Source organism: Kribbella sandramycini (assembly GCF_013131805.1).
In the GTDB taxonomy this organism is placed as follows: Bacteria; Actinomycetota; Actinomycetes; order Propionibacteriales; family Kribbellaceae; genus Kribbella; species Kribbella sandramycini.
This window is the reverse complement of record NZ_JABJRC010000007.1, coordinates 137676-151821: the sequence shown is the minus strand read 5'-3', so window position 1 is coordinate 151821 and position 14146 is coordinate 137676. Positions and strand designations below refer to the sequence as shown.

Below are 14146 nucleotides of genomic sequence, written 5' to 3'. Positions count from 1 at the left end.
CGCGCTGTCGCGCTTCGGCGTGGCCCCTCGTCCTGTTGTGCGGCTGCGCTTCGCTTGCCGCGAGCGGGGGCTCCGCCACCCGCACCCCCTTCCGTGTAGGGCTTGGCTAAGGCGCCTCGGTCTCGGACCGAGGCGCCTTGTCGTGTTTACCGGCGTCGCGCCACCACGGTGATCTCGTTGCGGTTGTGGTGCAGCTGGCGAGCGTGCAGGACGTCGTACCCGGCGCGCAGCTCGGCGATGCCGCGGCGGGCGCCGTCCAGCGGGTTCTTGCCGCCGCCCTTGAGGGTGACGACCGCGAGGCCGCCGCGGCGGAGGTGCCCGGCGGCGTCGATCATCATCCGCGCGCTCAGCACCTGGTCCATCCGCATGTCGTTCACGGCCACGTCGAACCGGACCCGGTTGTCCGCGAAGAACCGTCCGGCCGTCGTTGCGGCGTGATGGATCCCGCGATCGCCACGCAGCCGGTCGTCCAGGTAGCCGGGGTCGACCGACCAGACCTCCTGGCCGTGCAGCCGCAGGATCCGCGTCCAGCCGCCTGGGGAAGCGCCCAGGTCGACCGCCTTGCCGCCGTTCGGCAGTTTCAGCCCGAAGGTCGCGATCGCCTCTTCGAGTTTGAACTCCGACCGGGACACCCGCTCCTCGCCGCGCGCCAGCCGCATCCGGCCGCCCGGCCAGTCCGACAAGCTGTCGGTGAGCCGGTTCACCCCGAGCAGCACCGCCCGCGGCCCTTCGAAACACGAGACGACCCACTCCTGCCCCGACCGCGTCACCTCCACGCCGCGCTCGGCCAGCGCCTCGGAGATCCGGTGGAAGTACGACCCGCCGGTCCCGGCCCGATCGGTCCACGCCTGCACCGCGAGCGCCTTCGGATACTCCGGCAACTCACCCAGGATCAGCTCGGCCAGCTCGTACGACGGCGGCAACTCCTCGAACCCGCCGACCTCCCGGGTCAGGTGCCGCACGAACATGATCCGCCCGGCACCACAAGCCGCCGCCAGCTCGGAGACGTCCGGCCCGCTCACCCGCCCGATATCCGCCCCCACCCGCTGGACAGGCACCTTCCCGAACTCGCCCCGGATCTCCCGAACGGCCCACTCGTAACTGTCGGCCGCCGCCGAGAACAACACGCTCACGCCCCTGACCGTACCGAAGGACAGGAGGTAGTCGCCTCCCGGCGGCTCCCGGGCGGTGCCCGCACGCTCGGGCCGACGGGCCCGGCCGCACTACCTCCTGTCGTTCGGCGCGCTAGCCTTCCGGGCGTGGAGGAACTGACGGTCGAGGTGTTGCGCGCCTGGGCGCGGACCGCGCTGGCGGAGCTCGGGCGGGCGCGCAGCGAGATCGACGAGCTGAACGTGTACCCGGTCCCGGACGGCGACACCGGCACCAACCTCTACCTGACCTGGGAGGCGGCCTGCGAGGCGCTGCCCAAGGGAAAGCTGACCTTCGCCGAGGCAGTCCAGGCGTTCGGCCGGGGCGCGCTGCTCGGCGCTCGTGGCAACTCCGGCGTGATCACCTCCCAGCTCGTCCGCGCCTGCGGCATGCGGCTGGCCGAGAACCTCCCGCGCGCGCACGCCGCGGACGGCGTCCTCGCAGACCCCCGGATGAGTGAGGCGGCCGCCTTCGCCGACGCCCTCACCTACGCCGCCGACGCCGCGTACGGCGCGGTCGCCGAGCCCGTCGAAGGCACCATGCTCACCGTCGCCCGAGCCGCCGCCACCGGCGCGATGACGGCCGCGAACGACGGCAAGAGCCTCGCCGACGTCTGCCTGGCCGCGGTCGCCTCCGCCCGGCACGCCCTCACCAAGACGACCGAACAGCTCGACGTACTCCGGCGGGCGGGCGTCGTGGACGCCGGGGGAGCGGGCCTGGTCGTGATCCTCGGGGCGATGGAGTCCGTGCTGACCGGCCGGACCGTGCACGTCGACGTACCGGCCCGTGTGCAGCCCCAGGACGCCGCTGGAGACCTCGGCGCGGACGGTCCGGCGTACGAGGTCATGTACCTGCTGGACGCGCCGGACGACGCCATCGGCGCCTTCCGGCAGCAGCTGACCGGCCTGGGCGACTCGGTCGTCGTGGTCGGCGGCGACGGCCTCTGGAACGTGCACGTGCACACCGACGACATCGGCGCCGCGGTCGAACGCGGGATCGAGATCGGCCGCCCGCACCGGATCCGCGTCACCCACTTCGAGGACCAGCACCACCACGAGCCGGCGCCCGGCCGCGCGGTGATCGCCGTCGTTGCGGGCGAAGGCCTGGCCGAGTTGTTCACCGAGTCCGGCGCGCAGGTCGTCGTCGGCGGGCCCGGACGGCGCTGCTCGACCGGCGAGCTGCTGACCGCGATCGAGAAGTCCCAGGCGCTCGAGATCGTGCTGCTGCCGAACGACAAGGACACCATCGCGGTCGCCGAGGCCGCCGCCACCGCCGCCCGTCAGGACGGCCGCCGGGTCGCGGTCATCCCGACCCGGGCCCAGGTCCAGGGGCTGGCCGCGATCGCCGTCCACGACCCCGCGAGCAGCTTCGACGACGACGTCGTCCACCAGTCGGCCGCCGCCGGGCAGACCCGGCACGGCGCGGTCACGGTCGCCGTCAAGGACGCCTGGACGATGGCCGGCCGGTGCCGGATCGGCGACGCGCTCGGCGTGGTGGACGGCGATTTCGCGCTGATCACCGAGGAGCTCACCGACGCCGCGATCGGCGTCGTCGATCGGCTGCTGGGCGGTGGCGGCGAGCTGCTGACGATCGTCACCGGCCGCGACGCGGAGCCTGAGCTGGCCGCGACACTGGAGCGCCATGTCCGCCGGCAGCGCAAAGATGTCGATGTCGTGGTGTACGACGGTGGCCAGGAAAGGTACCCGTTGCTGATCGGGGTGGAATGAAGATTGACATGGACCGTAAGCTCCGCGACCTGGTCGGAGCCAAGACGGCCAAGACGTTCGCGGACGTGCTCGCCATCGAGACCGTCGGCGACCTGCTGCGGCACTATCCGCGCCGGTACCTGAAGAAGGGCGAGCTGACGCCGTTCCGCGACCTCGAGGTCGGCGACCAGGCGACGGTCAACGGCCGGGTCAAGAAGGTGACCGTGCGCTCGCTGGACACCAAGGCCGAGATCCCGCTCACCGACGTCCAGAAATGGAGCCGGCGCAAGACGCTGACCAAGGTCGTGGTCACCGACGGCGAACGCGACCTGGAGCTGGCCTTCTTCAACCAGCCCTGGCTGGCCACCAAGCTGACGCCCGGCACCGCCGCCCTGTTCTGGGGTGAGGTGACGATGTTCCGCGACATCATGCAGCTCAAGGGACCGGGTACCGAGATCCTCGACGACGAGGATCTCACCGAGGCCGAGATCGAGCGCCGGGCGCGGCCGTTCCGGCCGCTCTACCCGGCGACCGCGAAGTTGCCGACTGCAACGATCGAGCGCAGTGTGAAGATCGTCCTGGACAGCCTGGAGGACGAGCTCGACGACCCGGTGCCGGCGCTGATCCGGCGCCAGGAGAAGCTGCTCGACCTGGTCGACGCGCTCCGCAAGGTGCATCTGCCGGACACCGAGAAGGACATCGACGCCGCGCAGAAGCGCTTCCGGTTCGAGGAGGCGCTGGTGATGCAGACGATCCTCGCCCAGCGCCGTGCGGTGACGGACGCGCTGAACGCTGTCCCTCGTCCGCGCGCGGCCGGCGGGCTGCTCGACGAGTTCGACGCCCGGCTGCCGTTCGCGCTCACCGAGGGCCAGGCCGAGGTCGGCGAGGAGATCTTCGCCGACCTGGCCCGGCCGCACCCGATGCACCGGCTGCTGCAGGGCGAGGTCGGCTCCGGTAAGACCGTGGTCGCGCTGCGGGCGATGCTCTCGGTGGTCGACAACGGCGGCCAGGCGGTCCTGCTCGCGCCGACCGAGGTGCTCGCGACCCAGCACCACAAGACGCTGACCAAGATGCTCGGCGACCTCGCCGAGCAGGGCATGCTCGGCGGCGCGGAGCACGCGACCAAGGTCGGCCTGCTGACCGGTTCGCTGAACGCGGCGTCCCGGCGCGCGGCGATGCTCGACGCGGCCGGCGGTGCTGCCGGGATCGTCGTCGGCACGCACGCGCTGCTCGAGGACAAGGTCCAGTTCGCCGATCTCGGGCTCGTCGTGGTCGACGAGCAGCACCGGTTCGGCGTCGAGCAGCGGGCCGCGCTGAGCGCGAAGTCCGGTGAGAACACCCCGCATGTGCTGGTGATGACGGCCACCCCGATCCCGCGGACGGTCGCGATGACGGTCTTCGGTGACCTGGCCGTCTCGACGCTGACCCAGCTGCCGGCCGGCCGCTCGCCGATCCAGTCCTCGGTCGTCCCCGCCAAGGAGAAGCCGGACTGGTTGCAGCGCGCCTGGGCGCGGGTCCGCGAGGAGGTCGGCAAGGGCCACCAGGCGTACGTCGTCTGCCCGCGGATCGGCGACGACGTGAAGAACGCCGCCGACGAGGAGGGCGAGTTCGTCGCCGGGGACGACGAGGGCCCGAAGAAGCAGTCCCGGCCGCCGATCTCGGTCCTGCAGGTCTCCGAGGCGCTGGCCGAGATCTTGCCCGACCTCAAGGTCGAGGTGCTGCACGGCCGGCTCCCGGCCGACGAGAAGGACGCCGTGATGACCCGGTTCGCGGCCGGCGAGGTCGACGTGCTGATCGCGACGACGGTGATCGAGGTGGGCGTCGACGTCCCGAACGCGTCCACGATGGTGATCATGGACGCCGACCGGTTCGGCATCTCCCAGTTGCATCAGCTCCGCGGCCGGGTCGGCCGGGGCAAGGTGCCCGGGCTCTGCCTGCTCGTCACCGATCTCTGGGCGGGGTCGAAGTCGTACGAGCGGCTGGATGCGGTCGCCTCGACGACGGACGGTTTCGAGCTGTCCCGGATCGACCTGGAGACGCGCCGCGAGGGCGACGTGCTGGGCGTCGCGCAGTCCGGCCGGCGGACCAGCCTGAAACTGCTCAGCGTGCTCCGCGACGAGGACGTCATCCTGACCGCCCGGCACGTGGCGAACTCGATTGTCTCGGTCGATGCCGAGCTGGCCGAGTACCCGGCGCTGCGCGCGTTCGTTCGCCAGGCCCTGGAGTCCGCCTCGACCGAGTACTTGGAGAAAACGTGAGCCGGATCATCGGGGGAGTGGCGGGCGGCCGGCGGATCGCCGTCCCGCCGGGGACAGGGACGCGCCCGACCACGGACCGGGTCCGCGAGGCGCTGTTCTCGTCGCTCGAGACCGAGTTCGGCAGTTTCGACGGGCTCGCCGTGCTCGACCTGTACTCAGGCTCCGGCGCGATCGGGCTGGAGGCGCTGTCCCGGGGCGCCGCGAATGTGCTGATGGTCGAGTCGGATCGCAAGGCGGCCGACGTGATCACGGCGAATCTCAAGGTGGTCGGGCTGCCCGGGGCGAGCGTCGTCCTGCGGCCGGCCGAGAAGCTGGCGGCGGGCGCGCCCCCGGCCGAATTCGACCTGCTGTACGCCGATCCGCCGTACCGGCTGGAGACCGCCGAACTGCAGGACATCCTGGTCGCGCTGACGGCCGGTGGCTGGTTCGCGGCGGATGCGATCGTCGTCGTCGAGCGCGGTAAGCGCGAGCCCTGGGAGTGGCCCGACGGGTTCGCGGCGCTCCGCGACCGCAAGTACGGCGAGGCCCGGCTTTGGTACGGTCACCGGCATGGCTAAGGCGGTCTTTCCCGGCACCTTCGACCCGCCCACGATCGGGCACCTGGACGTCGTCGCCCGGGCGGCCGCGGCGTACGACGAGGTGGTCGTCGCCGCCGGGGTGAACTCGACCAAGCAGCGGCTGTTCAGCGACGCCGAGCGGGTCGAGATGCTCACCGAGCTGGCCGCGCCGTTCGCCAACGTCACCGTCGGCACCTTCGAGGGGCTGCTCGTCGACTACTGCCGGGCGCAGGGCGCGAGCGTGATCGTGAAGGGCCTGCGGACGGCCGCCGACTACGACTACGAGCTCCAGATGGCGCATCTGAACCGCCGGCTGACCGGCGTCGACACGGTCTTCCTGCCGGCCGCCGCCGAGCACAGTTTCATCTCCTCCAGCTGGGTCAAGGAGATCGCCGAACTGGGCGGCGACGTCAGCTCGTTCGTGACGCCGGATGTTCACGCACGGTTACGGGAGAAACACCGCTGAGGCCCCGAATTGGGTGTCGGGCCGGGTAGTTGATAATGTGGTCTACCGGTCTCGACGAGATCGATTTCTGCCTGCCCACGCCTGAAAGGGAAGCCCTGAGCGTCTTGGACCCGCGGTCCCCACTCGTGATCGATACGCACGAGCTGTCACGCCGCGCCGGGTCCCAGCGCGAAGTCACCTTCCAGGCCGCGGCGCCGGCAGATCTCGGTATCGACGTGATCGGCGTCCCCGAAGGCGATCCGATCCAGTTCGATCTACGGCTGGAAGCGGTGGTCGAAGGGGTGCTCGTCACCGGAACGGCCAGTGGCCGGCTGGTCGGGGAGTGCGCGCGGTGCCTGGTCGATATCGAGGACGAGTTCCTCGCTGACGTCCAGGAGCTGTACGTCTACCCGGAGAGCGACGCCGAACCGGAGGAGGCCAGCCGGATGGAGGGCGATCTGATCGACCTCGAGCCGGCGCTGAGGGACCAGGTGGTGCTCGCACTGCCGTTCCAGCCCTTGTGCACCGACGACTGCGCCGGTCTGTGCCCCGAGTGTGGGGTGCGGCTGGCGGACGAGCCGGGGCACAAACATGAAGACGGGGTCGATCCCCGCTGGGCCGCCCTCGGCGGACTGCTCCAGAACGACCAGCAGGACAACTGAAGACCGAACCACCCGTAACCAGCCGGCCGGGTCATCCAGCCCCCGGCCGAACCGAGGAGTCATAACCGTGGCCGTTCCGAAGCGGAAGATGTCGCGCAGCAACACCCGCAACCGCCGGGCCCAGTGGAAGACCACTGCCCCGTCGCTGGTGACCTGCGTGAACCCCGCCTGCCGCGCCAAGCACCTGCAGCACACCGTTTGCCCGACCTGCGGCCAGTACGGCGCCAAGGGCGAGCGTCGCCAGGTCGTCGAGAGCTAAGCGGCGCCCATCAGTGAATTCATCAGTCGACGCTGAGTCATCCTCAGCGCACGGGGGGCTCTACGCCGAGCTGAATCAGCGGCTCGGCGTGGCGCTGGCTGACAATTTGCTGGAGCACGCCTTCACCCACCGTTCGTTCGCGTACGAGAACGGTGGGTTGCCGACCAATGAGCGGCTGGAGTTCCTGGGGGACTCCGTGCTCGGCGTCATCGTCACGGAGTCGCTGTTCCGTAACCACCCGGACCTTTCCGAGGGCCGGCTGGCCAAGTTGCGCGCCGCGGTGGTCAACATGCGCGCGCTGGCCGGGGTCGCCCGCGAGCTCAAGCTGGGCAAGTACCTGCGGCTCGGCCGCGGCGAAGAGGCCACCGGCGGCCGCGACAAGTCGTCGATCCTGGCCGACTGCGTCGAGGCCCTGATCGGCGCCGTCTACCTGGACCGTGGGTTCGAGGTGGCCGGCGGCGTCGTCCACACGCTGTTCGACGACCTGATGGAGTCCTCGGCCCGGCTCGGCGCCGGCCTGGACTGGAAGACCTCGCTGCAGGAGCTGGTCGCGCAGCTGGGCGTCGGCGTCCCGGAGTACGTGATCGCCGAATCGGGGCCGGATCACGCCAAGACGTTCGAGGCGCGGGTCCGGATCGGTTCCGACACCTACGGGCACGGCATCGGCCGGAGCAAGAAGGAAGCCGAGCAGCAGGCCGCCGAAACTGCCTGGAAGGCTCTGCGCGCCGCGCACCCCGACAGCACGGATCCCTCGCAGCAGCCCTGAGGTGCCTGAGCTCCCAGAGGTAGAGGTCGTTCGCCGCGGGCTCGCGGATTTCACCACCGGGCGGACGATCGACGCCGTCGAGGTGCTGCACCCGCGGCCGGTGCGCCGGCATCTGGCCGGTCCGGAGGACTTCGTCTCCCGGCTCAAGGGCCAGGTGTTCGCCGAGCCGGCCCGGCGCGGCAAGTACCTCTGGCTGCCGCTGACGTCCGGTGACGCGGTGCTCACCCACCTCGGGATGAGCGGTCAGTTCCGGGTCCAGCCGGTCGGCGCGCCCGACGAGGCGCACCTGCGGGTCCGGTTCCGGTTCGCGGACGGCGGCGGAGAGGTCCGCTTTGTGGACCAGCGGATGTTCGGTGGTCTGTCGTACGCCGACGGCGGCGCCGAGCTGCCCGCCGAGATCGCCCACATCGCCCGGGACCCGTTCGATCCTTTGTTCGACGCGGATGCCGCCGCGGCCAAACTGCGCCGCCGCAAGACCGGTTTGAAACGGGCGCTGCTCGACCAGACCGTCGTCAGCGGGATCGGCAACATCTACGCCGACGAGGCCTTGTGGCGCGCGAAACTGCACTACGCGCGGGCCACCGAATCGCTGAAACCCCAGCAGGCACAGGAGATTCTCCGGCACGCCCACGAGGTGATGGCCGAGGCGCTGGACGTCGGCGGCACCAGTTTCGACGCCCTGTACGTCAACGTGAACGGGGAATCCGGCTATTTCGAACGCGGCCTGAACGTCTACGGACAGGAAGGCGCGCCGTGCCCGCGGGACGGCCGGCCGATCCGCCGGGAGCCGTTCATGAACCGTTCGTCGTACCGCTGCCCGAGATGCCAGCCGGTTCCGCGGCTGGTCCGCTGGTAGGCGAGGTATCGTTAATAAACGTGGCCCAGGTTGACCGTCGGCCTTGCCGGTGTCACCCTGAAAGACGGCACACATTTTCAGCGCTCCCCATTGCGATCTGAGCTCACGGGGTGCGCACACCCGGCCAGAACCCTTCCGGAGGACAGCACAATGGCCAAGGCTCTTTTAGGGCACCTTGGAGGCACTGACCCGCGCATGCTCGAGCAGGTTCGTCTGCTCAACCGGCGTGTCGCCGATCTGGAGGCGCATGTGATGCGCCTGCAGGCAGAGAACGACCACCTCGTCGCACAGGTCCACGAGGGCCGCTTGCTGACAGTCGACGAGGCTCTGCGCGCCCCCGCTTCGGTCTGAGGACCCGAGCCGCGACCGCCAGGTCGCAGTAATCACCGACCGCACTACCACGGCGGCGGCCCCCGTCCGGGCCTCCGCCGGTTGTCTTTCTCCCGACATCTCCGTCCGCCTGCACGGGATCGCCCGCAGGTGTTTGTAGACTCCCAGACGGAACTACTTCCCCGGGTAGCGACAGCGTTACGAGTTGCGACGGTTCCTTCGGTATCGTCTGTCCTTTCACGGGTTGGAGAGCATCGCTTTGTATCTGAAGAGCATGACGCTCCGAGGCTTCAAGTCCTTCGCGTCGGCCACGACGATGAACTTCGAACCGGGGATCACCTGCATCGTCGGCCCGAACGGCTCCGGTAAGTCCAACGTCGTCGACGCGCTGGCCTGGGTGATGGGCGAGCAGGGCGCGAAATCCCTGCGCGGCGGCAAGATGGAGGACGTCATCTTCGCCGGCACCTCCGGGCGCTCCCCGCTGGGCCGCGCCGAGGTCGTGCTGACCATCGACAACACCGACGGCGCGCTCCCGATCGAGTACGCCGAGGTCACGATCAGCCGGACGATGTTCCGCAACGGCGGTTCGGACTACCAGATCAACGGGCAGAGCTGCCGGCTGCTCGACGTCCAGGAGCTGCTCAGCGACTCCGGTATCGGCCGTGAGATGCACGTCATCGTCGGCCAGGGCCAGCTCGACTCGATCCTGCGCGCCACCCCCGAGGGCCGCCGCGGCTTCGTCGAGGAGGCGGCCGGCGTCCTCAAGCACCGCAAACGCAAAGAGAAGGCGATCCGGAAGCTGGAGGCGACCGAGGGCAACCTGCACCGCCTCGGCGACCTGATCACCGAGATCCGCCGGCAGCTGAAGCCGCTCGGGCGCCAGGCGGAGGTGGCGCGCCGGGCGGTGACGATCCAGGCCGAGGTCCGCGACGGCCGGGCCCGGTTGCTGGCCGACGACATCGTCCAGGCGCAGTCCGCGCTCGAGGCCGAGCTGGCCGACGAGGCCCGGATGACGGAGCGGCGGACCGAGATCGAGGCCAAGCTGCGCGAGGCGCGCGAGCTGGAGGCCGAGCTCGAGGAGGCGCTCCGCGAGGACGCGCCCGCGCTGCAGGCCGCGCAGGACACCTGGTACCAGCTGTCCGGGTTCGGCGAGAAGATCAAGGGCACCGCCCGGATCGCCGCCGACCGGATCCGCTCGCTGAACGACGGCGCCGACGACGGCCCGCGCTCGGGGCGCGACCCCGAGGAGCTGGAGCTGGAGGCGGCCCGGGTCCGCGAGACCGAGGCGCAGATCGAGGCCGAGGTCGAGGCGCATTCGGAGCTGCTGGCCGAGGCCGTCGAGCGTCGTCAGGTGCTGGAGAACCAGGAGGCCGAGGAGGAGCGCCGGGTCTCGGCGCTGATCCGGGCCGCGGCCGACCGCCGCGAGGGCCTGGCCCGGCTGACTGGCCAGGTGAACGCGCTGAAGAGCCGTTCGTCGGCCGCGGAGTCCGAGATCGGCCGCCTGGCCAACAACATGCAGGAGGCCGAGGCGCGCGCCGCCAAGGCGCAGCACGACTTCACCGCGCTGGAGACCCAGGTCGCCGGGCTGGATGCCGGTGAGAAGGGTCTCGACGACCAGTACGAGGCCGCCCAGGCCGTGCTCGACGAGATGGACGAGCGGCTGGCCAAGGTCCGGGCCGAGGAGCGGGACGCCGAGCGCGAGCGCACCGGCCTGACCGCCCGCAAGGAGGCGCTGGAGCTGGGTCTGAACCGCAAGGACGGCGCCGGCGCCCTGCTGGCCGCCTCCGAGCAGGTCAACGGGCTGATGGGCTCGGTTGCCGCGCTGCTCAGCGTGCGCTCCGGCTACGAGACGGCCATCGCGGCTGCGCTCGGCGAGGCGGCCGACGCGGTCGCCATCACCCATGCGGACGCCGCGCTGGCCGCCGTCGGCCACCTGAAGGAACACGACCTGGGCCGCGCGGGGATGCTCCTCGGCGACGCGCCCACCGACGACTACCCGATGTGGCCGGCCCTTCCGTACGGAGCGCAGTACGCCGTCGACGTCGTCGAGTGCCCGCAGAACCTGCGGCCCGCGCTGCGCCGGCTGCTGCGCAAGGTCGCCGTGGTGGACGACGTCCCGGCGGCGCAGTCCCTCGTCCGCAGCCTGCCCGATGTCACCTGCGCGACCCGCGCCGGCGACGTCCTCGGCGCGCACTTCGCGTACGGCGGCTCGGATGCGGCGCCCAGCCTGATCGAGGTGCAGTCCGCGGTCGACGAGGCTGCGGAGAAGCTGGTCGAGGCGACGGCGCGCAGCGAGCGGCTGCGGTTCGAGCTGGCCGGCCTGGAGGACGAGCGGAGCCGGCAGAAGGAGTCCGTCGAGATCACGCTGGCCCGGCTGCACGAGTCGGATGCGGCGATGGCGGCCGTGGCCGAGCAGTTGGCGCACTTCGGGTCGCTGGCGAAGGCCTCCCGCGGCGAGGCGCAGCGGATGGCCGAGGCGATCGCGGCCGCCGAGGAGGAGCGCGACAAGAACCTGTCCGGTCTGGCTGAGCTCGAAGAGCGGCTGACCGACGCGGAGATGTTCGACGACGAGGGCGACGAGCCCGACACCGCCACGCGGGACCAGCTCGCCGAGGCGGCCAAGGCCGGCCGCGCGGCCGAGATGGAGGCGCGGCTGGCGCTGCGGACCACCGAGGAGCGGGCCCGGGCGCTGTCCGGCCGTGCCGACTCGCTGGAGCGCGCAGCCCGGCAGGAGCGCGAGGCACGCGCCCGGGCGATCGCCCGGGCCGCCCGGCGGGCCCGGCAGGCAGAGGCAGCCCAGGCCGTCCATCTGGCCACCGGCCACGTGCTGGCGCGGCTGGAGACGTCGCTGCAGCTGGCGGCGTCCGAGCGGGCCGCCATCCAGGCGCAGCGCGCCGACCGGGAGCAGGCGCTGGCCCAAGCCCGCTCCACCACCCGAAACCTGAGCTCCGAGCTGGAGCAGCTGACCAACACCGTCCACCGGGACGCCCTGGCCCGGGCCGAGCAGAAGATGCGGCTGGAGGCCCTCTACGAGAAGGCCCTGGGCGATCTCGGCATCGCGGTCGAGGCGCTGGTCGCGGAGTACGGCCCCGACCAGCTGGTGCCGCCACTGCCGAAGGAGCCCAAGGAGGGCGAGGAGCCGCTCGAGCTCGAAGGCGAGCCGTTCGACCGCGCCAAGGTCGAGAAGCGCCTCAAACAGGCCGAGCGCGCCCTCAACCAGCTCGGCCGGATCAACCCGCTCGCGCTCGAGGAGTTCGACGCGATGGAGGAGCGGCACCGCTTCCTGTCCGAACAGCTCGAGGACCTGCGCAAGTCCCGCCGCGACCTGATGGATATCGTCAAGGAGGTCGACGACCGCGTCGAGCAGGTCTTCACCGAGGCCTACCGCGATGTCGAGGTCGCCTTCCAGCACGTCTTCAGCCGGCTCTTCCCCGGCGGCGAGGGCCGCCTCGTCCTCACCGACCCCGACGACATGCTCGCCACCGGTATCGACGTCGAGGCCCGCCCACCCGGCAAGAAGGTCAAACGCCTCTCCCTGCTCTCCGGCGGCGAGCGCTCCCTGGTCGCGGTCGCCTTCCTGGTCGCCCTCTTCAAGGCCCGCCCGTCGCCCTTCTACATCCTCGACGAGGTCGAAGCCGCCCTGGACGACACCAACCTCGGCCGCCTCCTCGAAATCTACGAAGAGCTCCGCGAGAACTCCCAGCTCCTCGTCATCACCCACCAAAAACGCACCATGGAGGTCGCCGACGCCCTCTACGGCGTCACCATGCGCGGCGACGGCGTCTCCGCCGTCATCTCCCAACGCATCCGCGAACCCGAACCCGCCTAGCCGTAGCGCAGTGTGTCTCGTGGGGCTACGCTGGTTGTATGAAGATCATCAGCCAGCGGGAGTTCCGCAATCAGTCCGCGGCGGTGATGGACGCCGTCGAGGCCGGCGAGACCTACCACATCACGCGCAACGGCACCGAAGTCGCCGAGCTGCGTCCGCTCGCCAAGCGCCGCCGACCGACGTCCGAGGAGCTGATCGCAAGGCATCGGCGCCTGCCGCGGGTGGATGCCGCCGCGATGCGGAAAGAGGCGGACGAGTTCTTCGGCTCCGAGGATCGACTCGGCGACGACGACGATCCGTGGGAGCGCGCGTGACCGGGCGGTCGGCTGCCGGTGTTCTCGACACCTGCACCTATATCGACCTCCCGGTCCTGGAGGCCGACGACCTGCCGGAGTATCCCGAGCTCACCGCGGTCACGATGGCCGAGCTGCAACAGGGCGTGGTGATGGCGAAAGACCCGTTCAGCCGGGCCGCTCGGGGTGAGGTGTTGGGAGCGGCGATGGCGGAGTTCGATCCGTTGCCGTTCGATGCGGACGCCGCCGTGCGGTACGGGAGCCTGGTCGCGCTGGTGATCGCGGCGGGGCGCGACCCGCGGCCGCGGCGGATGGACCTGATGATCGCCGCGATCGCGTCGAGCCGGGATCTTCCGCTCTACACCCGCAATCCGGCGGACTTTCGCGGGCTCGAGGGGCTCCTGACCGCCGTCCCGGTCTGAGCGACTTGCGGATCTTGAGACGACCGGTCATATTGGGGGTGTGGCCAGGCAGAGTATGCGGGAGGAGATTCTCGGGTCCGGGGTGGAGTTGTTCCTGGAGCGGGGGTTCAATGCGGCGGCGGTGAAGGACATCACCGATCGGGCGGGGGTGCCGAAGGGGTCGTTCTACAACCACTTCGAGAGTAAGGAAGCGCTGGCGGCGGTCGCCTTGGAGCGTTACGGGGAGACGCGGCCGATTCCGTTGTTGCGGGACGAGTCGCGGACGCCGGCGGAGCGGATCCGGCGGCATTTCGAGGCCTTGGGCGCAGAGTTGTCGGAGTACACCAAGGGGTGCATGTACGGGAACTTCGCGGCCGAGGTGGTCGATCACAGCGAGCCGCTGCGGTTGCGGGTCAAGGGCGGGCTGGAGGAGTGGTCGGGTGTGCTCGCCGAGGCGATCGCGGCCGGGCAGCAGGCGGGGGAGTTCCGCGCCGAGCTCGATCCGGAGCGAACCGCCCGCTACCTGACCAGCGCCTGGGAGGGCGCCATTCTGCGGGCCCGGGCGGACAAGTCCGGTGAGGCGTTCGAGATCTTCTTCGACCTCACCTTCGGTGCTCTGCTGACCTGAGTCACAG

General features: G+C 70.7%; 14 protein-coding genes. 13 read left to right on the top strand and 1 reads right to left on the bottom strand.

Features of this window, described 5'->3' with window-relative positions; genetic code table 11:
• Positions 1 to 146 precede the first annotated feature (146 nt).
• Positions 147 to 1133 carry an SAM-dependent methyltransferase gene (locus HPO96_RS26350; RefSeq protein WP_337796816.1) on the bottom strand — a complete coding sequence of 329 codons (987 nt, stop codon included), beginning with the start codon at positions 1131 to 1133 and terminating at the stop codon, positions 147 to 149.
• A 126-nt stretch (positions 1134 to 1259) separates the two neighbouring features.
• On the opposite strand from HPO96_RS26350, the gene HPO96_RS26345 reads away from it, so the two are divergent.
• The 13 genes from HPO96_RS26345 to HPO96_RS26285 all read left to right on the top strand — a co-directional run bounded on the left by HPO96_RS26345 (position 1260) and on the right by HPO96_RS26285 (position 14139).
• Positions 1260 to 2876 carry a DAK2 domain-containing protein gene (locus HPO96_RS26345; protein ID WP_171677026.1) on the top strand — a complete coding sequence of 539 codons (1617 nt, stop codon included), beginning with the start codon at positions 1260 to 1262 and terminating at the stop codon, positions 2874 to 2876.
• Positions 2873 to 5113, top strand: coding sequence for an ATP-dependent DNA helicase RecG (recG, locus tag HPO96_RS26340; RefSeq protein WP_171677025.1), 2241 nt, complete (start codon positions 2873 to 2875; stop codon positions 5111 to 5113). The genes HPO96_RS26345 and recG overlap by 4 nt, the downstream gene beginning before the upstream one ends.
• Positions 5110 to 5670, top strand: a complete 561-nt coding sequence (rsmD, locus tag HPO96_RS26335) for a 16S rRNA (guanine(966)-N(2))-methyltransferase RsmD (RefSeq protein ID WP_171677024.1) — start codon at positions 5110 to 5112, stop codon at positions 5668 to 5670. The genes recG and rsmD overlap by 4 nt, the downstream gene beginning before the upstream one ends.
• Positions 5663 to 6136, top strand: coding sequence for a pantetheine-phosphate adenylyltransferase (gene coaD / locus HPO96_RS26330; protein WP_171677023.1), 474 nt, complete (start codon positions 5663 to 5665; stop codon positions 6134 to 6136). Before rsmD ends, coaD begins: the two co-directional genes overlap by 8 nt.
• Positions 6137 to 6261: 125 nt before the next feature.
• On the top strand, positions 6262 to 6777 hold the full coding sequence (locus HPO96_RS26325; protein ID WP_337796814.1) for a YceD family protein: 516 nt from the start codon (positions 6262 to 6264) through the stop codon (positions 6775 to 6777).
• A 67-nt stretch (positions 6778 to 6844) separates the two neighbouring features.
• On the top strand, positions 6845 to 7036 hold the full coding sequence (rpmF, locus tag HPO96_RS26320; RefSeq protein ID WP_131355175.1) for a 50S ribosomal protein L32: 192 nt from the start codon (positions 6845 to 6847) through the stop codon (positions 7034 to 7036).
• A gap of 88 nt (positions 7037 to 7124) precedes the next feature.
• Complete coding sequence (gene rnc, locus HPO96_RS26315; protein ID WP_337796813.1) at positions 7125 to 7802, top strand: ribonuclease III; 678 nt, start codon at positions 7125 to 7127, stop codon at positions 7800 to 7802.
• Position 7803: 1 nt separating this feature from the next.
• Complete coding sequence (gene mutM / locus HPO96_RS26310; RefSeq protein ID WP_171677021.1) at positions 7804 to 8658, top strand: bifunctional DNA-formamidopyrimidine glycosylase/DNA-(apurinic or apyrimidinic site) lyase; 855 nt, start codon at positions 7804 to 7806, stop codon at positions 8656 to 8658.
• A 195-nt stretch (positions 8659 to 8853) separates the two neighbouring features.
• A complete protein-coding gene (locus tag HPO96_RS26305; protein ID WP_233712037.1) occupies positions 8854 to 9009 on the top strand; it encodes a hypothetical protein in 156 nt (51 codons plus the stop codon).
• A gap of 253 nt (positions 9010 to 9262) precedes the next feature.
• The gene (gene smc / locus HPO96_RS26300; RefSeq protein WP_238355539.1) at positions 9263 to 12817 is read left to right on the top strand and encodes a chromosome segregation protein SMC; all 3555 of its coding nucleotides are present in this window, start codon (positions 9263 to 9265) and stop codon (positions 12815 to 12817) included.
• A gap of 38 nt (positions 12818 to 12855) precedes the next feature.
• Complete coding sequence (locus HPO96_RS26295; protein WP_171677020.1) at positions 12856 to 13131, top strand: type II toxin-antitoxin system Phd/YefM family antitoxin; 276 nt, start codon at positions 12856 to 12858, stop codon at positions 13129 to 13131.
• The gene (locus tag HPO96_RS26290; RefSeq protein WP_171677019.1) at positions 13128 to 13532 is read left to right on the top strand and encodes a PIN domain-containing protein; all 405 of its coding nucleotides are present in this window, start codon (positions 13128 to 13130) and stop codon (positions 13530 to 13532) included. The genes HPO96_RS26295 and HPO96_RS26290 overlap by 4 nt, the downstream gene beginning before the upstream one ends.
• Positions 13533 to 13572: 40 nt before the next feature.
• A complete protein-coding gene (locus HPO96_RS26285; protein WP_171677018.1) occupies positions 13573 to 14139 on the top strand; it encodes a TetR family transcriptional regulator C-terminal domain-containing protein in 567 nt (188 codons plus the stop codon).
• Positions 14140 to 14146 lie beyond the last annotated feature (7 nt).